This window comes from Paenibacillus oleatilyticus (genome assembly GCF_018998565.1).
GTDB lineage: Bacteria > Bacillota > Bacilli > Paenibacillales > NBRC-103111 > Paenibacillus_G > Paenibacillus_G oleatilyticus.
In genome coordinates this window covers 686,074-707,604 of record NZ_JAHNZO010000001.1, presented here as the reverse complement: position 1 = coordinate 707,604, position 21,531 = coordinate 686,074, and the positions used below count along the sequence as shown (strand labels likewise).

General features: G+C 58.4%; 20 protein-coding genes. 12 read left to right on the top strand and 8 right to left on the bottom strand.

Translation table 11 applies throughout. The features are described from left to right. Positions 1 to 19 precede the first annotated feature (19 nt). The 3 genes from KQX66_RS03050 to yunB all read left to right on the top strand — a co-directional run bounded on the left by KQX66_RS03050 (position 20) and on the right by yunB (position 3,974). Positions 20 to 382 (top strand): ArsR/SmtB family transcription factor, encoded by a 363-nt coding sequence (locus tag KQX66_RS03050; protein ID WP_054972207.1) that lies wholly within the window; start codon positions 20 to 22, stop codon positions 380 to 382. A 172-nt stretch (positions 383 to 554) separates the two neighbouring features. Further along, entirely contained in the window at positions 555 to 3,029 is a 2,475-nt protein-coding gene (locus tag KQX66_RS03045; protein ID WP_284439769.1) for a heavy metal translocating P-type ATPase, read from the top strand. Between the two features lie 165 nt (positions 3,030 to 3,194). Beyond that, positions 3,195 to 3,974, top strand: a complete 780-nt coding sequence (gene yunB, locus KQX66_RS03040; protein WP_216789491.1) for a sporulation protein YunB — start codon at positions 3,195 to 3,197, stop codon at positions 3,972 to 3,974. 85 nt (positions 3,975 to 4,059) lie between these two features. Here yunB and KQX66_RS03035 read toward each other — a convergent pair whose 3' ends face one another. Then, positions 4,060 to 5,136, bottom strand: coding sequence for a M23 family metallopeptidase (locus KQX66_RS03035; protein WP_216789474.1), 1,077 nt, complete (start codon positions 5,134 to 5,136; stop codon positions 4,060 to 4,062). Between the two features lie 126 nt (positions 5,137 to 5,262). On the opposite strand from KQX66_RS03035, the gene larC2 reads away from it, so the two are divergent. Then, a complete protein-coding gene (gene larC2 / locus KQX66_RS03030) occupies positions 5,263 to 5,739 on the top strand; it encodes a nickel pincer cofactor biosynthesis protein LarC2 (protein WP_216789472.1) in 477 nt (158 codons plus the stop codon). A 136-nt stretch (positions 5,740 to 5,875) separates the two neighbouring features. On the opposite strand, the gene larC is transcribed toward larC2, so the two are convergent. Both larC and larB read right to left on the bottom strand, forming a co-directional pair. Next, on the bottom strand, positions 5,876 to 6,946 hold the full coding sequence (gene larC / locus KQX66_RS03025; RefSeq protein WP_216789469.1) for a nickel pincer cofactor biosynthesis protein LarC: 1,071 nt from the start codon (positions 6,944 to 6,946) through the stop codon (positions 5,876 to 5,878). Further along, positions 6,943 to 7,881, bottom strand: a complete 939-nt coding sequence (gene larB, locus KQX66_RS03020) for a nickel pincer cofactor biosynthesis protein LarB (RefSeq protein ID WP_216789453.1) — start codon at positions 7,879 to 7,881, stop codon at positions 6,943 to 6,945. Before larB ends, larC begins: the two co-directional genes overlap by 4 nt. Positions 7,882 to 8,038: 157 nt before the next feature. Between larB and lipA the strand changes: the two genes are divergently transcribed. Together lipA and KQX66_RS03010 are read left to right on the top strand one after the other, a co-directional pair. Next, the gene (gene lipA, locus KQX66_RS03015) at positions 8,039 to 8,914 is read left to right on the top strand and encodes a lipoyl synthase (protein WP_054974066.1); all 876 of its coding nucleotides are present in this window, start codon (positions 8,039 to 8,041) and stop codon (positions 8,912 to 8,914) included. A gap of 18 nt (positions 8,915 to 8,932) precedes the next feature. Then, positions 8,933 to 9,616, top strand: coding sequence for a YutD family protein (locus KQX66_RS03010; RefSeq protein ID WP_216789443.1), 684 nt, complete (start codon positions 8,933 to 8,935; stop codon positions 9,614 to 9,616). A 91-nt stretch (positions 9,617 to 9,707) separates the two neighbouring features. On the opposite strand, the gene KQX66_RS03005 is transcribed toward KQX66_RS03010, so the two are convergent. Together KQX66_RS03005 and KQX66_RS03000 are read right to left on the bottom strand one after the other, a co-directional pair. Then, entirely contained in the window at positions 9,708 to 10,520 is an 813-nt protein-coding gene (locus KQX66_RS03005; RefSeq protein WP_216789441.1) for an NAD kinase, read from the bottom strand. A gap of 31 nt (positions 10,521 to 10,551) precedes the next feature. Then, positions 10,552 to 11,235 (bottom strand): flagellar brake protein, encoded by a 684-nt coding sequence (locus KQX66_RS03000; protein WP_216789439.1) that lies wholly within the window; start codon positions 11,233 to 11,235, stop codon positions 10,552 to 10,554. Positions 11,236 to 11,548: 313 nt separating this feature from the next. On the opposite strand from KQX66_RS03000, the gene KQX66_RS02995 reads away from it, so the two are divergent. Genes KQX66_RS02995 through KQX66_RS02980 form a run of 4 tightly spaced genes read left to right on the top strand, consistent with a single transcriptional unit; the run spans position 11,549 to position 14,972 of the window. Then, complete coding sequence (locus tag KQX66_RS02995; RefSeq protein ID WP_216789437.1) at positions 11,549 to 12,454, top strand: ABC transporter ATP-binding protein; 906 nt, start codon at positions 11,549 to 11,551, stop codon at positions 12,452 to 12,454. Positions 12,455 to 12,483: 29 nt separating this feature from the next. Continuing rightward, positions 12,484 to 13,224 carry an ABC transporter permease gene (locus tag KQX66_RS02990; RefSeq protein ID WP_216789435.1) on the top strand — a complete coding sequence of 247 codons (741 nt, stop codon included), beginning with the start codon at positions 12,484 to 12,486 and terminating at the stop codon, positions 13,222 to 13,224. After that, complete coding sequence (locus KQX66_RS02985; protein WP_216789433.1) at positions 13,225 to 14,367, top strand: sensor histidine kinase; 1,143 nt, start codon at positions 13,225 to 13,227, stop codon at positions 14,365 to 14,367. Then, the gene (locus KQX66_RS02980; RefSeq protein WP_216789431.1) at positions 14,364 to 14,972 is read left to right on the top strand and encodes a response regulator transcription factor; all 609 of its coding nucleotides are present in this window, start codon (positions 14,364 to 14,366) and stop codon (positions 14,970 to 14,972) included. Before KQX66_RS02985 ends, KQX66_RS02980 begins: the two co-directional genes overlap by 4 nt. 12 nt (positions 14,973 to 14,984) lie before the next feature. Here KQX66_RS02980 and glgP read toward each other — a convergent pair whose 3' ends face one another. Beyond that, positions 14,985 to 17,546, bottom strand: a complete 2,562-nt coding sequence (glgP, locus tag KQX66_RS02975) for an alpha-glucan family phosphorylase (RefSeq protein WP_253956848.1) — start codon at positions 17,544 to 17,546, stop codon at positions 14,985 to 14,987. Positions 17,547 to 17,637: 91 nt separating this feature from the next. Beyond that, the gene (gene ylbJ, locus KQX66_RS02970) at positions 17,638 to 18,894 is read right to left on the bottom strand and encodes a dipicolinic acid transporter SpoVV (protein ID WP_216789428.1); all 1,257 of its coding nucleotides are present in this window, start codon (positions 18,892 to 18,894) and stop codon (positions 17,638 to 17,640) included. A gap of 340 nt (positions 18,895 to 19,234) precedes the next feature. On the opposite strand from ylbJ, the gene KQX66_RS02965 reads away from it, so the two are divergent. Both KQX66_RS02965 and KQX66_RS02960 read left to right on the top strand, forming a co-directional pair. Further along, a complete protein-coding gene (locus KQX66_RS02965; protein ID WP_216789427.1) occupies positions 19,235 to 19,630 on the top strand; it encodes a globin domain-containing protein in 396 nt (131 codons plus the stop codon). Positions 19,631 to 19,675: 45 nt separating this feature from the next. Beyond that, positions 19,676 to 20,377 (top strand): DUF2225 domain-containing protein, encoded by a 702-nt coding sequence (locus tag KQX66_RS02960; RefSeq protein ID WP_216789426.1) that lies wholly within the window; start codon positions 19,676 to 19,678, stop codon positions 20,375 to 20,377. A gap of 52 nt (positions 20,378 to 20,429) precedes the next feature. Here the strand turns inward: KQX66_RS02960 and KQX66_RS02955 are convergent, their stop codons facing one another. Further along, positions 20,430 to 21,518, bottom strand: a complete 1,089-nt coding sequence (locus KQX66_RS02955; protein ID WP_216789425.1) for a GGDEF domain-containing protein — start codon at positions 21,516 to 21,518, stop codon at positions 20,430 to 20,432. Positions 21,519 to 21,531: the final 13 nt, after the last annotated feature.

Genomic DNA, 21,531 nt, shown 5'->3' with positions numbered 1-21,531 from the left:
ATGAAGGCGGTGTTATGTCTTGGAAAAAGTGCTGCAAGATCAATGCGATGAGACCTGTGAAGGCACCTCTCAGATTGAAGATTTGAAGGAAAGTCTAATCCCGGAAGCGACGGCGGCCGGACTGGCGGACGTATTCAAAGCGCTGGGCGATCCGACGCGGGTGAAGATCATATATACGCTGCTGCAAAAAGAGCTCTGCGTGCACGACCTGACCTTGGTTCTGGAAATGGGGCAGTCGGCGATTTCGCATCAGCTCCGCTATTTGCGCAATTTACGCATCGTCAAGCGGCGCAAAGTAGGGAAGACGGTATTCTACTCGCTCGACGACGAGCACATCGAGCAAATATTTGTCCAGATGCTGCAGCACGTCAAGCACGGCTAGCGGTAAGTGAGCATACTAAAGCAGGGGGAGATCCTCCTGCTTTTTTATATTTCTTTTTCATTGCTGCTTCAAAAGAAGGGCGGACGACGGTTGACAGATCTGCAATGGATGACATAAGATGGTAATAAACGTATGAACAATTAATCATGTATTGTATAGAGGAGATGGAGATATGTCCGGCAAACCATCCTGCTGCGGGTCCGGAGCACCGCACGGCAGCAAGCCTGACGTTCATGGAAACGGCGATCCCCAGCACAGCCAAGAGCTCAAGCATACGCATGATGCCGGTTGCGGACACGACCACGATCATGGCCATGATCACGAGCATGGTCATGATCACAGCCACCATCACGATCACGGCCACAGCCATGACGCCTGCGGCTGCGGGGAACATCACGATCATGACCATAGCCACGGCCACAATCATAGCCACGATCACGGTGCTTGCGGCTGCGGAAGCGGCCACGAGGCGGAGGATGCGGCCAACGCCGCCCTGGCGGCGGCTGCTGCGGAAGCGGCGGCGGCCGGAGCGATATCCAGCGTGTACCGCATCGAAGGAATGGACTGCGCGGATTGCGCGCGGAAGCTGGAGAAACGGGTCGGGGCGCTGGCGACCGTTCAGATCGCTTCGGTCAATTACGGGGCCGCCAAAATGACCGTCATCCATGACGGGACGGCCGGGGAAGCCGTCATGCAGACGGTAAGGCAGGCGGGCTACACGGCCATCGCCGACAACGGTGTGCTGTCCGGGACCCCTGGCGAGCTGCCGTTCTGGAAACGCAACAAAAAAGCGGTGCCGACGGCGGTGTCCGGAGCGGTGTTTTTGGTTGCTTGGCTGCTTGCTTTAACCAAAGTCGCGCCGGAGTCAGCCGTCACGCTGCTATACGCCGCGGCCATGGTGATCGGCGGCTTCCGCATCGCGCGTACCGGCATATACGGGCTCAAGTCGGGGACAATCGGCATGGATCTGCTGATGACCGTAGCCGCGATCGGCGCCGGCTGCATCGGGCAGTGGGAGGAAGGGGCCGCCGTCGTGGTGCTTTTCTCGCTCGGCGAGACGCTCGAAGCTTTCACGATGGACCGGACCCGAAGGTCGATCCGCGGATTGATGGATTTGTCGCCCAAGGAGGCGCTGGTCCGCAGGCAAGGCAGCGAGATGAAGCTGCCGACGGGGCAGATCGAAGTCGGAGACATTCTGCTCGTGAAGCCCGGCGAAAAAATCGCCATGGACGGGATGGTCGTCCAAGGAACTTCGTCGGTGAATCAAGCTCCGATTACGGGCGAATCCGTTCCGGTGCTCAAGGAAACGGGCAGCGAAGCGTTCGCCGGCACGATCAACGGGGAAGGGGCGCTGGAAATCCGGGTAACCCGGCGCGTGGAAGACAACACGCTGTCCCGCATCATCCGCATGGTCGAGGATGCCCAGGCGCAGAAAGCGCCGTCGCAGCGGTTCATCGACGCGTTTGCCAAATACTATACTCCCGCCGTGCTCCTTATTGCGCTTGGCATTGCGGTGATTCCCGCGCTGGCGCTCGGCCAGCCGTTCGAGCCGTGGTTTTACCGCGCGCTGATGATGCTCGTCGTGTCTTGCCCGTGCGCCTTGGTCATTTCTACGCCTGTCAGCATCGTATCGGCGATCGGCAATGCGGCGAGACACGGCGTATTGATTAAGGGCGGCGCGTATTTGGAACGGCTCGGCGCCGTAGAGGCCGTCGCCTTCGACAAAACCGGCACGTTGACGGCGGGCGTGCCCGAAGTAACGGAATGCATTCCGCTGGGGGGAAGAACCGCGGAAGAGGTACTGACGGTCGCAGGAGGGATCGAGGCGCGGTCAGGCCATCCCGTCGGCGAGGCCATCGTCAGGAAAGCGAAGCGGGAGGGCGTGCCGCTTGCGGACATCGCGGATTTTGCCGCCGTGCCCGGCCGGGGGGCCAAAGCGCAAGTCGGCGGCAGCTTATTCTTTATCGGGAGCCCCCGGTGGTTCGTCCAAGAGCTGGGGATTTCCCTGGACTCGCTGCAAGGGGAACTGGAGCGGCTGGAAAGCCAAGGAAATACCGTCATGGTGCTGGGCACCGTGGAGGAGCCCTGGGCCGTATTCGCGGCCTCCGACGAGCTTCGTCCGAACAGCCGCACGGCATTGGAGCAGCTTCGCGCCGCAGGCATTCGTCAAGCGGTGATGCTGACCGGCGACAACCGGGGAACGGCAGAGGCGACCGCCTCCAAGCTGGGCGGGATCGCCTATCGCGCCGAGCTGTTGCCGCAGGACAAAGTAACCGCCGTCCGCGAGCTGATGAACGAGCATGGGTATGTCGCGATGGTGGGGGACGGCGTCAACGATGCGCCTGCACTGGCCACGGCAACCGTAGGCATCGCGATGGGAGCGGCCGGTACTGACACGGCGCTTGAAACGGCCGATGTCGCCCTGATGGCGGACGATCTGTCCAAACTGGCGTACACAGTACAGCTAAGCCGCCGCGCACTGCGGATTATTAAGCAAAATATCGCCTTTTCCCTGCTTGTGAAGGCGGTCTTTCTCGCTCTCATCTTCTTCGGAGCTTCGACGCTCTGGTTGGCGGTGCTCGCCGACACGGGCAGCTCGCTTATCGTGATCGCCAACGGCATGCGGCTGCTCCGCATCAAGCCGTAAAGCCGCGAGGCTCCATGTCCAACCGCCTTTCCCTGCGAAAGGCGGTTTTTTTGTGCTTCAGCCTGAAAGCCGTGCCGCACGTTTCCATCCGCTCCGTCTTTTTCCCGGCTAGCCCGCATAGGCTGTAACAGACGGGCCGTACAGGCCGGGGAAGGGGGAGCCGCGGTGCTGAGGCGCAGATGGAGAAGCAGCCCCTCGGGCAAAAGCAAGCTGAAGCGCACGCTGTTGATCGTGCTGGTCGTTCTGCTGCTTCTCTGCATGCAGGCTTATTTGTACGTCGAGCGAAATTTAAAGGAACCGCTGGTGCATTTGGCGCGGGTGCGCGTGAAGCAGATCGCGACGGAGGCGATCAATTCGGCGATCGCGGACCGGATGGCGCAGAACACCAATTTCGAGAAGCTGATCGATTGGCGTACCGACAACAGCGGTAAAATTACGGGCTTCATGTTGAATTATGCGGAGCATAGCCGGATTACCGCCGATACGGTCAATATTGTCACCAAGCAGCTCGAAGCCGTAGGCTCCGTTCCGGAGCATATCCCGCTCGGTCAGGCGATGCATTCGCCGCTCCTCGCTTCGTTCGGGCCGAATATTCCGATCCGGCTCGTGCCTGCGGGCACGGCCAAGGTGGAGCTGAATACGCGCTATCAGAGCGCCGGCATCAATATGATTTTGGTGGAGGTATACGTTCATGTGACGGTCGAAATGACGGTCATTATTCCATTCGATTCCGCGCCGGAAGTGGTGGAAACGGAGCTGCCCGTATCCTACTCGCTTGTGGTCGGGGATGTGCCTACCTATTATTTTGACGGCCGCGGCAATCCGGTAGGCCAGTCGGGGCCGCTGCCCCCGGGGATCTCGCTCCCGAATGTAAACGTTCCGGCGGCCAAGCCCGACGCTTCGGAGACGCGAAGCAAGGAGTCGTCCGTCGAGCCGAAAAAATAAATCCGGTACGGGATTCGCGGAAGCTTCCGCGTTTGCGCACCGGATCATTTGCAAATGTATACCCCTTAGGCAAAAGGAAGCTCCGTCACGGCGTGGTTGTCTTGCGCCGCATACGTTCTTCCCGCTCCCATTTGCGCAAGTGGGGGTACGGATCGAAAGACCATTCCGTCAGCCCATTGTCTCGGTATAATCCGTAATGCAGATGGGGCGGAAACTTCCCGGACGTGCCGGGCTTTCCATAGCCGGAGCTGCCGACCCAACCGACCACTTGGCCGGGCTTCACGATACTGCCCTGCTGCACTTCTTTTTTGTTAAAGCCGGACAAATGCGCGTAATAATGATACACGTTGTTCAAATCGCGGATCCCGATGCGCCAGCCGCCGTATGGATTCCAGCCCATCACTTCGATGACGCCGTACGTGACGCTGCGCACCGGAACGCCGTAACCGGCGAAGATGTCGGTTCCTTCGTGGATGCGGTATCCGCCCCAGCCGCGGCTGGCCCCCCATGTGCTGCGGTAGGAATAATCGGCGCCAAGCGGCATCACGAAGCAGTGCTCGTACAAGTCGAGCGTATCGAAATGGGCGTAGATACGGGCGAATTGCCGAATCCGCTCGACGCTTCGGGTATTTTGGTAGTAGTCCCAAAGTCCGATGCGGAGGTCTTCCTCGGCGCTCCCTTTTTTGAGCATGTTGGCAGCCATGGCATACAGCCGGTCAACATCGTTCATCCGGTCCGCCAAGCCATCTCCGGAGCCGTCCCTGCCGATTCCTCCGAACCATTGAATGCTCTTCACATTTTTGTCCTCGTGGTCGGGGTTGAGCATGCCGCCCCACTGCAGATCGGTAAAATAAATGGCGACTAGTCCGTCAGGGGCCGGGCGCTTTTTGGCCAGGTTGATCGTCCGTTCGTATTGATCGACTGCGGCCAAATAATACCAGGGAATGCCGGTAACCGCACTGACTTTGTCGAACAGATCCTTGCGCTCGGCCAACACGGCTTTCATTCCATTCACCGTCTTGCTTGCTTTCGGGAATGCAGGAGTTTGGGCTGCGGGAGCATAGGCGAACCCCCGGTTTTCCAGGCTCCCCCATACCGGACCAACGAGCAGAGCGGCACACAAAGCCGCTGCGGTTAACCATCGTGCGTGGGATGCCGCCATACGATATAGCTGCCTCCTTCGTTCGGGTATCGATACGCTGGTTTCATTTAACTGTAGCATGTGCGGGACGCTGCCTTTTTATCCCTTGTCCGGTTTGATATGATGAAGGCATGGGGGGGATGCCGGATGCCGTTTGATCACCGGGAAGAGCATGTAGATGACCGCATGCTTATTTTGCAGGCTAATATCGACGACATGAATCCGGAATATTGTTCGTACGTGACCGACCTGCTGCTGGAGCAGGGGGCCAACGACGTATACTGGATTCCGATTATAATGAAAAAAGGACGTCCCGGCGTCATGCTGAACGTACTGACCGACGATGCCGGCGCGAAGCGAATGGAGGACGTCATTTTCAGGGAAACGACGACGCTTGGCTTGCGTTATTTGCGGGCCTCTTGCCACCGCCTGGGAAGAGAGCTTCACAGGGTCGATACGCCCTGGGGGTCCATTCAGGTAAAAGCGGGGTTCCATCAGGGAGAGCTCGTCCAGTTCGCCCCGGAGTTTAAGGAATGCGAGCAGGCGGCCAAAACGCACGGCGTGCCGCTCAAGCAAGTGTACGATGAGGTGCGGCGGCGGTTTATGGAGCGCGGCCGCGCTTAAACAAGCCAACGGACGACTCTGTCGAAGCAGACCTTACGCAGTATCTGCCGGCGGAAGCCGTCCGTTGGTCGTTTTACCGTAGGGAAGTAGAGAGTGAAAAAGCCGCCTTTCCCGGAGGAAAAGCCGCTCGTTTTACCTATTGCCGTATGCAAGTATCGTCCGGACCGTCATTGTCATGCTTGTGGTGAACGTGAGGATGCTCCTCATCGTGCGAGTGATCGTCATGGCTATGTTTTTCGTGCCCATGCTCATGGCCGTGTTCGTGCGAATGCCCATGATGATGGTGCTCATGGCCGTGCTCGTGCGAGTGCCCATGATGATGGTGCTCATGGCCGTGCTCATGCGAGTGTCCGTGATGATGGTGCCCGTGCTCGTGTTCGTGCGAGTGCTCGTGATGATGGTGCTCCGGTTGATGATGTCCGTGCACGTGCTCGTGCGAGAACTCTTCGTGGTGCACCTGCCACTTGTTCAAATAGGGATCGGCTTGCCCGACGACGACGCGCAGCACGTTAGGCTGGTTCGGCAAATCGCGCGTTCCGGCCCCGTAGCCGATCGACTCCACGATCATCGGCGGAAGGCCTTTGGCGAATTCGTCGACGAGTCCGGAGACGATGCCCGCGCCTGTCGGCGTCGTCATCTCCAGCGAGTACGAGGTCGGCGCGATAGGCAGACCTTTCATCATTTCCAGCGTAGCCGGGGCCGGCACCGGATAAATGCCATGATCGCAATGCACCGTGCCGGAGCCGAGCGGTACGGCGGAGGACAAGATTTTCTCGATCTCCAGCGAATCGATGGCCAAGGCTACCCCGATCACATCGACGATCGAATCGATTGCGCCGACTTCGTGAAAATGAACGCGATCGATCGGGATGTTGTGTATTTTCGCTTCCGCTACCCCGATTTTCTCAAAAATCGCGAGGCTCAGCTTGACGACGCGCTCGTTGAAGCCGGCACGATGAATCAGCTCCACGATTTCCGAGTAATGGCGATGGTGCGCCGGCGGCGTATGCGGATCAAGCACGACGTCGAGCTTCAGCGCGGATATGCCGCGCTTGTTCACGCGTCTCCATTCCAGCGAGAACGGCTCGATCTGAATTTTACGAAGCTCTTCTTCGATATAGTGACGGTCTGCGCCGGCGTCCACAAGCGCGCCCAGCGTCATATCGCCGCTGATTCCGGAGAAGCAGTCCAAATACAAGATTTTCACGTTTCATCCCTCTTTGTCCCGTTTTGGTGGATTAATGCGGCGTTATATCCGGCGCCGAAGCCGTTGTCGATGTTGACGACGGAAATGCCGGGCGCACAGGCGTTGAGCATGGATAGCAGCGCGGCGACGCCTTGAAAGCTGGCGCCGTAGCCGACGCTCGTCGGTACCGCTATGACCGGCACGGACACCAGGCCGCCCAAGACGCTGGCGAGCGCCCCTTCCATCCCGGCGACGACCACGACCGCGCTCGCTCCGCGGATAACCGGCAGCCGGCGGAACAGCCGGTGAATACCGGCCACGCCGACGTCGTAGACGCGCTCCACGCGGGAGCCCAGGCACTCGGCCGTCACGGCGGCTTCCTCCGCCACAGGCACGTCCGACGTGCCCGCGCAGACGACGGCGATGTAGCTGTCGCCGTCCGGCACGGCTTCGCCGCTTCGCAGCCAAGTCAGCGCCCGCGCCTCGGGGTGATGCTTCACTCCCGGAATGCGCTGCATGACATAGGCGGCTTTATCCGCATCGACGCGCGTCGCCAGCACGCGGTCCGTATGGGCGGCCAGCCGCTCGAAGATCGCGGCGATTTGCTCCGCCGATTTGCTTTCCCCGTAGATGACCTCGGGGAAGCCGGTCCGTGCCGGACGGCTCAGATCGAGCTGCGCGTAGCCGAGACTGTCGTCCACAGCGTCCTCCGAAAGCGACAGGAAGGACGCCTTGCGGCGCATCGGCGTTTCTTCGGCTGATTTTTGCCCGGCGTCTTTTACCGTTCTATCAATTGCCGGCTGCTCCGGCGTTCTTCCGGCCTGTATTATCGTTTCCGGCCGGCCGGCCGGGGCGGTATGCGCCCCGGATAGCCCTTCCTCCAGCAGCCGTTTGGCTTCGGCGATGTCCAGATCGCCGGATTGTACCAGCTTCAGTATGTTGTCGATGTTCATCATCGTGAATGCTCGAACCTCCCGCTCCCAAAAACCTTACTTCAGTGTACCATATTTCAACTCCCAAAGTAATTTCGAAAGTGGATTGTTAGCCTATTCGTGATATAATAGCTTCAAATCCAAGCGCAAGAAAAGCTTGCTGCGGAACAGGAGTGCATCCATGGCGACTCATCAAATAGAACGCAAGCCCGAGTGGCTGAAAATCAAGCTGACGACGGGAGACAACTACAAAGAGCTGAAAAACATGATGCGCGGCAAAACGCTGCACACCGTATGCGAGGAAGCGAAATGCCCGAACATCCATGAGTGCTGGGCGGCCCGGACCGCCACCTTTATGATTCTGGGCGACATCTGCACACGGGCATGTCGATTCTGCGCCGTCAATACCGGGATGCCGACGGAGCTGGATCTGCAGGAGCCGGAGCGCGTCGCGGAGGCGTCGGAGCAGATGGGCCTGCGCCATGTCGTCGTGACTTCCGTCGCGCGGGACGACCTGAAGGACGGCGGGGCTTCGGTGTTCGCCGCGACGATCCGGGCGATTCGGGGGCGTTTGCCGCTGGCCGGGGTCGAAGTGCTCATTCCCGATTTTCAAGGGGACGAGGAGGCGCTTCGCACCGTGCTGGAAGCGAAGCCCGATATTTTGAACCACAATGTGGAAACGGTGGAGCGGCTGTCCGATAAGGTGCGGGCCAAGGCCAAATACCGTCGTTCGCTGGAGCTGCTTGAGCGCTCCAAGCGGATTGCCCCTTCGATTCCGACAAAATCGAGCATCATGCTCGGCGTAGGAGAGACGTGGGACGAAATTTTACAGACAATGGACGATTTGCGCGCCGTCGATTGCTCCATTATGACGATAGGCCAATACTTGCAGCCTTCGCTCAAGCATTTGCCGGTGTCCAAGTACTACACGCCGGAGCAATTCGCAGAGTTGAAGCAGGAGGGCTTGAAACGCGGGTTCAGCCATGTGGAGTCCGGTCCGCTCGTCCGCAGCTCGTATCATGCGCATGAACAGGTCCAATCGGCGAAGCAGTCGTAAACTTGGGGAGGTGACACGGTGATTCATATTGCGGGCAAAACGTACGAAGTAGTCGTTGACCATAAGAACGGCTGGCGTTTCGAGGCGTTCCGCGACCGGTACAGCGAGGTGCTGGAGCGGTACGATTATATTGTAGGCGACTGGGGCTACAGCCAGCTCCGGCTGCGCGGTTTTTTTAAGGACAACCATCCGAAAGCGACGAAGGACAGTATGATCTCCACGCTTCAGGATTATTTGAACGAGTACTGCAATTTTGGCTGTGCCTATTTCATCATTGAGAAGGTGCCGAACAAGAGCGGAGTGGAACCGACCGGGGCACCCGGGGACTTCTACGAGGATAGTCCGGCAGCCGAGGCAGACGCAGGGACGGAACAAGGCGCACAGCCCGCTGTAACGGCCGATGCTTCCGTGCACCGGCATGAGGACACGGCCGCTGCTGCGGCCCCCCGCACGCCACAGCATCAACGGTACAATCCGTCCGGCAAATCGTATGGCTCCCGCCACGGGCAAGGCCAGCACTCCGGCGGCCAAAACCAGTCCAAATCGCAGCACGGTTCTGCGCGGCAGGGCGAGGGAAGATCAGGAGGGCGGCATCAAGGTCAAGGCCAGAACAGGCAGGGGCACGCGTCCAAGCCTAAAGGCGGACAGCCCTCCCAAAATCCGCCGAAGCCCAAGCCGGAATCGTCTCGTGTAGAGGCGTAACGACAAATAAAGACCCGATGCTCCGTCTCCCTGCGAAAGTGCGGGGAGGACGGGACACCGGGTCTTTTTACACCAGCCCATTGCAGCGTGATCAGACCATGTCATAGCCGATGAACGCCTCGCGTACGCGGCTCCAGAACGGAAACGGGCGGAAACGGGCGAACTTGACCTTTTTGCCGGCGGCGACCAGGCTGCGGATCGAGATGATATCGTTGCGCTGCATGTACAAGTGATCGAGCGACAGCAAAATATTTTGGTTCGCGCGCGGATAAATGTCGCAGTGATGATGCTTCGGCAGCAGGATCGGCGAACCGAGCGTACGGTATACGCGATTGTTGATCGAAGCGATCTCCGCAATCTGAATGGCATCGAGCGACGGATGCACGATGGCGCCGCCCAAGCTTTTGTTGTAGGCGGTGCTTCCCGACGGCGTGGAGATGCAGATGCCGTCGCCGCGGAACGTCTCGAGCAGCTCGTCGTTAATATGCAGCTGGGCAACCAGCGTGGCGTCGACGCCTTTCAGCGTAAATTCGTTCAGCGCAAGCTCCGTTTCAATCCCTTGCCGAGTCGTGATCTGGATCTCGACCAAAGGATATTTGACGGCACGCAGGTCGTTTTGGTTGGCGCTCTCGCCCATCAGCTGGGCAAGCAGCTCGACTTCATCCGGCTTCCAGTCGGCAAAAAAACCGAGTCTTCCGGTGTGAATCCCGGTAAATGCAATGTGATCGAGCTGGTCCTTATATTGATGAAACGCATGAAGCAGCGTCCCGTCGCCGCCAATAGACAGTACGATATCGGGGGACGCTTCTTCGTGAATGAGCCCGTACTGACGGATCAATTCGTGAAACCTGTGCATCAATTGGATGGAGATGTCATCGCCACGGTGTATCACATTGTATTTCAACCGGTTATCCTCCTATAACTATCCGCTTTCGTCAGCTGTCGGCTCCCGAAGCGGAGCAATACTCCTCCATAAGCGCGGCAGTGCTGTCCGGAACACGATGGAACTGCACGGCTACCCGGTAAGCATCGCTGCTGAAATGGGCCACGCGCACGATTTCCCCATAGACCGTAATCTTCTGGGCAATGCCGGGAAGAACAAAAGATAATTCCAATTCGAGCGGGCAAAACACGCGGGTTGACGTCATAAACGCCATCCCTCCGCTGGACAAATCCAGGATTTGTCCCGTAAACGCCACGTTCTGATGCGATATTTGCTCCCGTACCCCGACGATCCGGGAAGTGACCGGCGTGCGGGTAGGCAGGGCAATACGCGGATAGCGCCTTTTCTGCGACTGCTTCAGCTCCAGCGGCGCGGTTAAGGTTAACGTGCATACATTGCGCTTCGTTTCCAAATGCAGCAAATCAACCAAAGCATAATACAGAATGCCCTGCTCGCGGAAAGAAAATTCAATAAAGCATACATGATGCAGCTTCTCCAGCGGATGGATCGACGCGGCATCGAGCGTGACCGTCAGTTGCTCCGCGGAAGCTTTGAGAAGCGTAAAGCTGTCCTCGTAGCAAAAGGGCGAGCCCTCTTTGGTTTCGCCTACCACGATGAGACTGCAGCTTCTGGGGAAAACAACCGTTTCGTTTGCCAAGGCCAAGGACCAGTTCATCAGTTATCACCACACGGTATGATTTTCTGAAACTTTCATTACCGTTTACATCCATAATAATCAATAATGTAAAATAACACAATGCCGGAAGCGCGGAGTTCGAGTTCGTTCCAGCGTCTTCCCGGCTTTGCGCGCGCGAGTCTGCCCTCCTGACGCTTTCGGTCGGAGAGCAGGCTCTATTGTTTTGTGCCGTTCCGAGCACGAGATGATATTTATCACCCGAAAGAGATGATACGAATAACTACAGCCTCAGGCCGCGGAATTATATGATTTAACCAAGGAAGTTAACCCGAACAGCAAAGGTGATGAAATCATGAAGTACGCGATCGAACTCGAACATGTAACCAAGCAATACCGCGAGAAAAAAGCCGTGGACGACATGACGCTGCATATCGAGCAGGGCAGCATCGTCGCACTGCTTGGGCCCAACGGCGCAGGTAAATCGACGACCGTCAACATGATATTGGGGCTGACCGCCCCCACGGCAGGCACCGTACGGTTGATGGGCGGCAGTCCGCGGGATCGGGCCGTCCGCAACCGGATCGGCGCGATGCTGCAGGAGGTAAGCGTGATCGACAGTCTGAAGGTGGAGGAGACGATCAATCTGTTCCGCAGCTATTATACAAACCCGTTATCGACCGGAGAGCTGCTGCGAATTTCCGGGCTCGAAGACGACCGGGGCAAGTACGCCACTTCGCTGTCCGGGGGACAGAAGCGGCGTCTGGGCTTCGCACTGGCGATGGCCGGCGATCCGGAATTGATCTTCCTGGACGAACCGACGGTGGGGATGGATGTGACGTCGCGGCAGTTGTTTTGGCGGACGATCCGCTCCTTTGCCGGCAGTGGGCGGACGATTATTTTGACGACCCACTATTTGGAGGAAGCCGACAGCATCGCCGACCGGGTCGTCGTGGTCAACCAGGGCAGAATCGTTGCCGACGGAACATTGGCCGAAATTAAGGAAAGCGCCGGCAACCGGCACGTGTCGTTCACCGCCGGATCGAATGTGATGACCAACCGGCTGCTGGACCTGCCCGGCGTCACCGACGTGCAGTGGACGGGCCGCCGCGTGAAGCTGTACGGCAATGATACGGATGGCATGTTATATGCGCTGATTCGCAGCGATCTCGACATTCAGGATATCGAAACGCACAAGGGCGGGCTGGAAGACGCTTTTCAATCGCTGGTCGGCTTGCAGGAATCGGAAGCAACGGTCTAAAGCACTCGGAAGCACAGGAGGATACGAAAATGAACATGTTTATCGCCCAATGCAAGGCAGAGCTTCTGCGCTCGCTTCGCAACAAAAAGGTCGTTATATTTTCCATCGGCGTTCCGATGCTGTTTTATCTTATTTTTACGAACTCCGCCGGGGGTGACTCCGGTGCGGGCGGAACCGCCTGGAAGACGTATTATCTCATGTCGATGACGGCCTTCGGCTTGCTGTCCATCAGCATTAATACGTTAGGAGTCCGCATGTCCCAGGAGCGGGCGCAAGGCTGGGTGCGCTGTCTGCATGTGACGCCGCTGCCTTCCGGTGCGTACGTCGGCGCCAAAATCGTCTCTATGTCGGTTGTGAATGCGGCGATTATCGCCGTGATGTTTTTGGCGGGCGGCTTGATCAAAGGGGTTCAGCTCAGCGCAGCTCAATGGGTCGGCTGCGGCTTATGGCTGCTGATCGGTTCGCTCACGTTCCTTGCGCTCGGCACGCTCGTCGGCATGGTCAAAAAGGCGGAATTCGCCCAAGTGATCGCCAGTCTGCTGCAAATCGGACTGTCGCTGATCGGCGGCCTTTGGATGCCCGTCGATGCGATGCCGCCGCTGATGAAGGCGATCGCCGTTTGGACGCCGTCTTACAATTTCGGAAACGGGACCTGGTCGCTCATTGCCGGCCATCTGCCCGAATGGACCAGTTTGACCGTTTTGGCTGCGTATTTGATCGTTTTTGTGTTACTATCTTCTTATCTCGCCAAAAAACAGGAAGCGGTGTAAATGAAGCTGCGTTTGCCATTCCGGTTATTTCCGGAGAATATGAAGCATTTCGGATTCATTTGGGTCATCAATATGACGATCCCTCTATATTACTTGCTGCAGCTGCCTTTCCAGAAAGCGTGGATCGGCTACGCGGCTGTAGCCATCCTGGCGCTTGCCTTCCGGCAGGCGCTTTGGAACACGGAGGGGCGGCTCGTTTATGCGCTGATTCAGATTACCTCCGTCGCGATTTTGGGGTACGTGTATAACCCCTCTTTTTTATATTTCGGCTTCTACTGCATCATGGCGATCGGCATGCTTCCTACCGTCCGCAAAGTGGCGTTTACCGTCGCGTACATGGTGGCGGCCTTCGTCTTGACGATGTATTTGTTTTATCAAAAAGCGGGCGAAGCGGTGCATCTCGACTTTATTCCCAGCCTGATCATTCTTGCCATTCTGCCCTTCGCCATGAACTCCCACCGGAAAGCGGAACAGCTGCGCAAGCAATTGCGTTCTGCGAACGACGAGATTGAGCGGCTGATCAAAAACGAGGAGCGCCAGCGGATCGCGAGAGACCTGCACGATACACTCGGTCATACGCTGTCTCTGATTACACTGAAGGGCGAACTGGTTGAGCGCCTCATCCCGCACGATCCCGAAAGGGCGGTGCAGGAAGCAAAGGATATCCAGACGACGTCGAGAACTGTGCTGAAGCAGGTCCGGGAGCTCATCTCCGATATGCGGGCGGTGCATCTCGTAGACGAGCTTCGGCAGGCCGGGCAAATTTTGAGCTCGGCCGGGATCGGCTTTGAGACGGCGGGGGATGCGGAGCGGATTCGGACCACCCCCGTCGTCATGAACATCCTAAGCATGTGCTTTCGGGAAGCCGTGACCAATGTGGTCAAGCATAGCAGGGCGAAGCATTGCAAGGTGGAGCTGATGGAGAAATCCGGCTCCTATGTGCTTAAGGTGCATGACGACGGCGTCGGGATTGACGGCGCTGGAAGTAAGCTCGGACAGGCGGGAAGCGGCCTGCTGGGGATGAAGGAGAGGCTGTCGCTCATTGAAGGGACGCTGGAGTTCTCCAAGCGGGAGGAGACGGGAACGACGTTGACCATTACCGTTCCGAACGTTGTTAAACGGCAGCAAACGGAGGAAAAATGATGAAAATCGTCATTGCGGAAGACCAGGGCATGCTGCGGGGTGCGATGAGCACGCTGCTCTCGATGGAAGAAGATATTGAGGTTGTCGGTCAAGCCGGGGACGGGGAAGAGGCGCTGCGGCTTATCCTGAGCCTGGCCCCCGATCTTTGCGTCATGGACATTGAAATGCCGGTGCTCAGCGGACTCGACGTGGCCGAGCGCTTGAAAGCGGAGGGAAGCCGGTGCCGAGTCGTCATCGTGACGACTTTTGCCCGGACCGGCTATTTTCAACGCGCGATCCGGGCGGGGGTACAGGGGTATCTGCTGAAGGACGCCCCCGTATCCGAGCTGGCCGGCGCGCTGCGCACCATTCATGCGGGCGGCCGGGTCATCAGTCCCGAGCTCGCCTACTCGATGTGGGAACAAGAAAACCCGCTCACGGAGCGGGAGCAGGCTATTTTGCGGCACTTGGCCAAAGGATCGACGGTGGGCGAAATTTCCGGCGCCTTGTTTTTATCTCCGGGCACGGTGCGCAACTATATTTCCGAAATCATGCAGAAGCTCGAAGCCAAAAACCGGATCGATGCGGTGACGATCGCCCAAAACAAAGGCTGGATCGAGACGTGACCCGGCGTTCCGTTAAAAGGTCGTCACCAGCGGCAGCTCGAAGCGGCGGGCGAAGTTCGCACTTACCGGATACACGCGCACGCTGTAATGGGGGCCGTGCTGAAGATGAGGGGGAATCGTGGCCCGGTACAGCACGGTATTGTCTCCAAGCTCGCGTACGGGCTCCATCGTTACGATCACCGGGTCCCAGCGGTCCGCTTTTTCCTCGTAATAGACGATCTCGACCGCCGTATCCTTATACCATACCGGTCCGAATTTCACCGTAGCCGTAACCTCCTTCGGGGTGGTCGCGTTGGGGTGGGCTTGCGGATCGTTCAGCTCGGCGACGCGGACGTAATGCCAGTTTTTGCGGATAAACCTTTTGTAATCGGCGACTTTGGTCGCTTCGTCATAGCGGTTGGCTACAAAATGCTGCGTCCGCTTCAAGGCGGGGACGTAAAATTCGTTCACGTACTCCATGACCATCCGGTCCGAATTGTACACCGGCGCGAGCGTGCGGATCGAGCGCTTCATCCGGGCGATCCATTGGGCCGGGATTGGGCGTTGATTGTAATAGAGCGGCACGATCTCCGTTTCGAGCAGCCGGTAGATCGCTTCGGTGTTCTCGCGCTCCTGCGTACCGGCATCCGCCCCGTCGCTCGATTCGATGCTCCAGCCGTTGGCGCCGTCGTAGCCTTCCTCCCACCAGCCGTCCAGCACGCTGAAGTTGATGACGCCGTTCATCGCGGCTTTTTGGCCGCTGGTGCCGCTCGCCTCGTACGGCCGCCGCGGGTTATTGAGCCACACGTCCACCCCCTGCACCAGGTGGCGCGCCATGTTCATGTCGTAATTTTCAAGCAGCACGATCTTGCCGCGGAACCGGTCTGTCTCGGACACTCTGTAGATCTCGCGGATCATCTCCTGCCCGGGATGGTCGGCCGGGTGTGCCTTGCCGGCGAAGACGAACTGCACCGGACGGTTCGGATCGTTCACCAAACGGTCCAGCCGGTCCAAATCGTTGAAAATCAGATTGGCCCGCTTGTACGTCGCGAACCGCCGGGCGAAGCCGATGGTCAGCGCGTCGGGTGATAAGTAGTTCCGGACCTCCTCGATCCGGTCCGCCGGCAGGCTGTTGCGGCGCCGCTGCTCGCGCAGGTTGGCGCGGGCGAGCCGGATCATCCGCTGCTTCAGCTCCATATGAACGGACCAGAGCGATTCGCTTGGCACCAGATCGACCGTTTTCCACGAGTCTTTATTGGCTTGATGGCGCAGCCATGTCCCCGGCAAAAAGCGGCCGAACAGCTCCTTGAGCTCGGGGGCGAGCCATGTGTTCAGGTGGACGCCGTTGGTCACGTGCCCGATCGGCACCTCCGGGACGTCGATGCCGCCGTGGAAGGCCCGGAACATCTCGCGCGACACGTGACCGTGCAGCTTGCTGACCCCGTTGCGCAGCGCGGAGGTGTTCAAGGCAAGGTGGGTCATGTTGAACAGCTGCTTCGGTTCGTCGAGCCCAAGCAGGGTCCATTCCCGCCGGGCGGACGGATAATCGGTGAACAGGCGGCTGAAATAATATTCGAACATCGGGAGCGGAAACGCATCGTGTCCGGCCGGTACCGGCGTATGGGTCGTAAATACGGTGCTCGCGCGGATGACCTCCAGCGCGACGTGAAACGGCAGGCCTTTGTCAAGCTGCTCGCGGATTCGCTCAAACGATAGAAACGCCGCATGCCCTTCGTTGATATGAAACGTGCCGGTCGGAATCCCCAACGCCCGCAGCGCTTTGACGCCGCCGACGCCGAGCAGCGCCTCCTGCGCAATCCGGATATCCTGGTTCCCGCCGTACAGCTGAGCTGTCAGCTCGCGGTCCCAGGGGCTGTTTTCCTCCAGATCGGCATCGAGCAAATAGACCGGCACACGGCCGACCTGCACCTGCCATACCTTCAAGCGGACGGTCCGTTCGGCCAGCGGCACGTCAACGGTCAACTCGCGCAGCGGAGGCGCGCCGTTCCCTTGACCTTCGGCCGGCGCTTGGCCTTCCAGCACGGGAACGTAGGCGGGGACGATCGGCAGCTTGTTGAAGTCGTAGGCGATATTTTCGGCCAGCTGCCCTCCCTCCGTATCCAGCTTTTGATCGAAGTAGCCTTTCTTGTAAAGCAATCCTATACCGACCAGCGGTACACCCAAGTCGCTGGCCGATTTGCAGTGGTCCCCGGCCAGAACGCCAAGCCCTCCCGAATAAATCGGAAGCGATTCATGAAAGCCGAATTCCGCCGAGAAGTAAGCGATTGCCTGGCGGGTATGCTGCGGGTATTCCTTCTGAAACCACGTTTCCGCCTCCCGGTATGCGTCCCACTCGGCCATGACGTCACGGTATCGCTGGAGGAAGGCTTCGTCCTCCGACCGTTCCTTCAGCACGGCCGCATCCGTTTCCGTCAATAAACGTACGGGATTGTGCCGAAACTGGTCCCACAGCTTCGGCTCGATCGCCGCGAACAGCTCTTTGGCCCCGTCGTTCCAGCTGAACCACAGGTTGAAAGCAAGCTCGGTCAAACGCCCGATCGCAGGCGGCAGTGCCAAATCTCTTCGATGGAACATCGTATACATCGTTTCACCTCGACCCTGAATTTGGTTCCTCGACTGCGGAAGCAGGGAACCGGATACGCTTCTGTTGGCTCCTAGTAGTATCTTATGATCGAATCCGCTTCATACATCTTTTCCCTATAAGAAAGCAGAAGGATAGGAGCAGCGATGCGCCCAGCACCGCAGCAAACGTAAGTCCGGCCGCCGGAAGCGTGTGCTGCGCCAGCGTCTCCAGCGGGCGGTTCATATCCGGCACGGGGAAAAAGGCGGCAAGCGCAGCATGATAAGGGGCAAGCGGCCGCCACAAAGCGATGACAAGCCCGGCTGCCAGCAGGCCATGGACGAATCGGGCCGCGACGAACGGCGCGTAGCGCAGGTTCGTATGGTGCAGCAGGCTGATGATCTGCGCATGCACCGAAAGTCCCGCCCAGGACAGCACCCAGGCAGCGATTGCCACCTGATACACCAGCGGGACGCCGGCTGCCGAACCCGCGGCTTTGGCCCCGAGCGTCACCTCGAAGAAGCCGCTCGCTACCGCTTCGGCGAGCGGGAGCGGCAGTCCGAAGACGCCCAGCACCGATTCGATGGCCGCATCGAACAAGCTCATTACCTTGGCGGAAGCCATCACTTCCATGACGACGGAAAAAAAGACGACGAGCCCGCCGATCACGAATATCATCGACAGCCCCGAGGCCAACGCCTGCTGCAGCATCGTGCCCAGCGTCCGGCCGTCGTTCATCCGGGCATGGTGCATCGCTTCGAAAGCGCGGCGCCACAGCGGCTGGCCGGGGGAGGCTTCCAGGAGAGACGTGAACGTCTGCTGGCGGTATTCGTCTGCGTGCTTCCCCGGCTTGCCGTGAAACCGCATCAGGAGGCCGATCAGCAGAGCCGAGCCGTAATGCGCCGCGGCAAGCACGCCCGCAAGCGCGGCATCGTGGAAAAAACCGACGGCTACGGCGCCGATCAGAAAAATCGGGTCGGACGATGTCGTAAAAGCGACCAGCCGCTCGCCTTCTTCCCGGTTGACGAGCCGCTGCGTCCACAGCTGCGACGTCAGGCGCGCGCCGATCGGATAGCCGGAGGCGAAGCCCATAGCCATGACGAAGCCCCCGATGCCGGGAATGCGGAATACCGGCCGCATCATCGGATCGAGCAGCATGCCGAAAAAATGCACGATACCCAGCCCGAGCATGATTTCGGCGATAACGAAGAACGGGAACAGCGCCGGAAACAGCACGTCCCACCAGATGGATAATCCTTTCAGCGAGGCGTGAAACGCCTCGGCGGGGAAAGTGAGCATCAAGCAGGCCAGCAGGACGGCGAGCGATGCGGCGATATGGACGGATATTCGTTTGCCAAGCAAAGGTACCACTTCCTTTCGAGAAAGGCCTGTCATTCTGATATATGAGCCGCCGCGGGGAGACATGCCTCCCGGACGCGCCGGCATGGAGACGAAAAAGTTGCCGGGCCGTCAGAAAAAGGCTGAATTTTCGAGCTATGTATGGTACAATAGTACCAATATGAGAATGGGAGTGATTTCAGATGATGGGTATCATTGCTGGAATTCTCGTATGCGCTTTTGTGTATGTCATTAGGGAGACGTTGATGACGTCGGGCGAAGAGGATGTATAAAGCGTTTTACAAAATAACGATGCTAAGGTGCAAGGCAGCTTAGCATCTTTTTTCGTTGGGAGATGAACTGCATGACCCGGGAAGAACGGGAGTTGACGTTTTACGAAGCGATCGGCGGGGAGGCGGCCATCCGCAGCATTGTGGAGGCGTTCTACCCGAAGGTGCAGGCGCATCCGCTGCTGGGGCCCCTGTTCCCGGAAGACATTACGCCGGTCATGGAAAAGCAGTACTTGTTCCTGACGCAATTTTTCGGCGGACCGCCGCTGTATTCCGGGCAGTACGGGCACCCGATGATGCGTGCGCGGCATTTGCCGTTTCCGATCACGCCGGAGCGTGCGGACGCCTGGCTCGGCTGTATGGCGGAGGCGCTGGAAGAAACGGGGATGGAACGGGAGCTTCGGCTTGCCGTACTGGAGCGGCTGAAGGGCCCGGCGTATCATTTTGTCAACAGCCATAGCAATAGCTAACGAAGCTTATCGAAACCAGAAAACGAAGCTGAGGAAGTGTGTTCCGTGGTCGAACCTTTATTTCAAATCAGCGTCAGATGTCATCACTGCGACGCCGTCTTTCAAACGTCCCGCGTCCGCCCGAGCTTCAAGAAGGCGTCCGGCACCGACACCGATTTCTGCGTTCATTATAAGGACATTAACCCCGATTATTATGTCGTGCGCATCTGCCCCCACTGCGGGTTTGCGGGGACGGAGAATTCCAAGGACCGGCTGACGCCCGCGCAAAAAACGGCATTCCTTGAAAAAGTCGCCGATCATTGGACGTACAAGGACTACGGGGGCGAACGGACGTGGGAGGAGGCGCTCTACGCCTACAAGCTTGCGCTCGTTACGGCCCAGACGGTCAACGATAAAGGGCGCATTACCGCCGGGCTGCTGCACCATATCGCCTGGCTTTACCGCTACCGGAACGACAAGGAGCAGGAAGCCCGGTTTTTGCAGCATGCGCTGGATGAGTATACGCGGGCATTCGAGACGGAAGCGGCGGAGATGAACAATGCCCGTCTCATGTACCTAATGGGGGAGCTCAGCCGCCGGCTGAAGCAGTATAACCAAGCGGTCAAATGGTTCTCGCGCGTCATCAACGACAAGCGCATCATGGATGCGGGCATGATTCGGGCATGCCGCGAGCAATGGGCCGTGACCCGTGAGGATATGCTTGCGGATTCGGTCGTGCTCGAACCCGAGGCCCAGGAATTGACCTGACGTCTTCAACTCAAAAACGCTTCAAGCTTCCCGGCATCGATCCGAGAATGCTTCAAGCGTTTTTTTGCTGCGATTGATCCGTCCGGTAGAACGTATAGCGGTTTTTGCCCGATTGCTTGGAGTCGTACAGCGCCTCGTCCGCTTCGGCAATAAGCCGGCGGAGCTCGTCTCCCGGCATGCGGGAAATGGAGATGCCGATCGAAATCGTCGTTCCGGCCACGGAATCCCCGTAAAAACGGTACTCTTCGATGGTGTGGCGCAGCCAGTCCGCATAGTGCGACAGCTGGGTTTCATCCGTCATGTGGCTTAAGACAATGAATTCTTCTCCACCGTATCTGGCGATGTAGTCCTGCTCATGGACGGCTGTTTTCAGCAACTGTCCGGCCTCCCGAAGAAGCTGATCTCCGTGCAGGTGTCCGAACGTATCGTTGTACCGTTTGAAATTGTCGATATCGATCATCATGATCGCGATGCGCCGGCTGCGGACGGTCCGCTTGGCGATATCCATAAAGCCGCGCAGATTCGGGAGCCGGGTCAGGTTATCCTGCTTCGCTTCCAGCTCCAGCTTCCGCTGCATCATCCAGATTTTGTTCTCGTCGTTGAACATATAAATCAAGGCCATGACCGCCAGCCCCGAGAAGACGAGCATCAGCAGCTGCGACAGCCAGAACAGCGAGGTTTGGGCCGTCTCCAGCTGGACATGCGAAACCAGGCGTACCACGGTGAGAATCGCGCAGATGCTCCACCCGTCGGTTATTCGAATGAAAAAATAACCGGAATCGTATTCTTTACGATGAAACAGCGAGCTGATGATGGCGGGCAGCAGAAGCGCCTGAACGGCTTCGATGCCCCAGTCCGGCTTGTGCTCCAGCAGCATGTACCCCGCAGGAAGCAAGGTAGACAGCAGTGAGGAGACCCAGCCGAAGCGAAGGCCGGCCATGACGATCGGCGCGAATTTCAAGTCGCTGAACAGGGAGTCCCCCGGCAAGGGCAAGAGCATCATCACGATGCTGGCGGCTCCCGTCAGCACAGGCACGGCTATTGCTTGTAAGCGTTCGATAACCAGCAGATTGCGTATCTTAAGTGCCATATAGCTGAGCGCTATCAAGGTACAAGCATGCGTAAGCGCAATGAAATCCATGAAGATGTCTCCT

What these genes read in the sequence shown, in the direction of transcription:
- larB (WP_216789453.1), bottom strand. Translation starts at nt 7,881, where the DNA reads ATGATGAACATCGACAACATACTGAAGCTGGTACAATCCGGCGATCTG.
- KQX66_RS02965 (WP_216789427.1), top strand. Translation starts at nt 19,235, where the DNA reads ATGACCCGGGAAGAACGGGAGTTGACGTTTTACGAAGCGATCGGCGGG.
- KQX66_RS02955 (WP_216789425.1), bottom strand. Translation starts at nt 21,518, where the DNA reads ATGGATTTCATTGCGCTTACGCATGCTTGTACCTTGATAGCGCTCAGC.
- KQX66_RS02980 (WP_216789431.1), top strand. Translation starts at nt 14,364, where the DNA reads ATGATGAAAATCGTCATTGCGGAAGACCAGGGCATGCTGCGGGGTGCG.
- glgP (WP_253956848.1), bottom strand. Translation starts at nt 17,546, where the DNA reads ATGTTCCATCGAAGAGATTTGGCACTGCCGCCTGCGATCGGGCGTTTG.
- KQX66_RS02995 (WP_216789437.1), top strand. Translation starts at nt 11,549, where the DNA reads ATGAAGTACGCGATCGAACTCGAACATGTAACCAAGCAATACCGCGAG.
- larC2 (WP_216789472.1), top strand. Translation starts at nt 5,263, where the DNA reads ATGCCGTTTGATCACCGGGAAGAGCATGTAGATGACCGCATGCTTATT.
- lipA (WP_054974066.1), top strand. Translation starts at nt 8,039, where the DNA reads ATGGCGACTCATCAAATAGAACGCAAGCCCGAGTGGCTGAAAATCAAG.
- KQX66_RS02985 (WP_216789433.1), top strand. Translation starts at nt 13,225, where the DNA reads ATGAAGCTGCGTTTGCCATTCCGGTTATTTCCGGAGAATATGAAGCAT.
- KQX66_RS03035 (WP_216789474.1), bottom strand. Translation starts at nt 5,136, where the DNA reads ATGGCGGCATCCCACGCACGATGGTTAACCGCAGCGGCTTTGTGTGCC.
- KQX66_RS03000 (WP_216789439.1), bottom strand. Translation starts at nt 11,235, where the DNA reads ATGAACTGGTCCTTGGCCTTGGCAAACGAAACGGTTGTTTTCCCCAGA.
- KQX66_RS02990 (WP_216789435.1), top strand. Translation starts at nt 12,484, where the DNA reads ATGAACATGTTTATCGCCCAATGCAAGGCAGAGCTTCTGCGCTCGCTT.
- KQX66_RS03045 (WP_284439769.1), top strand. Translation starts at nt 555, where the DNA reads ATGTCCGGCAAACCATCCTGCTGCGGGTCCGGAGCACCGCACGGCAGC.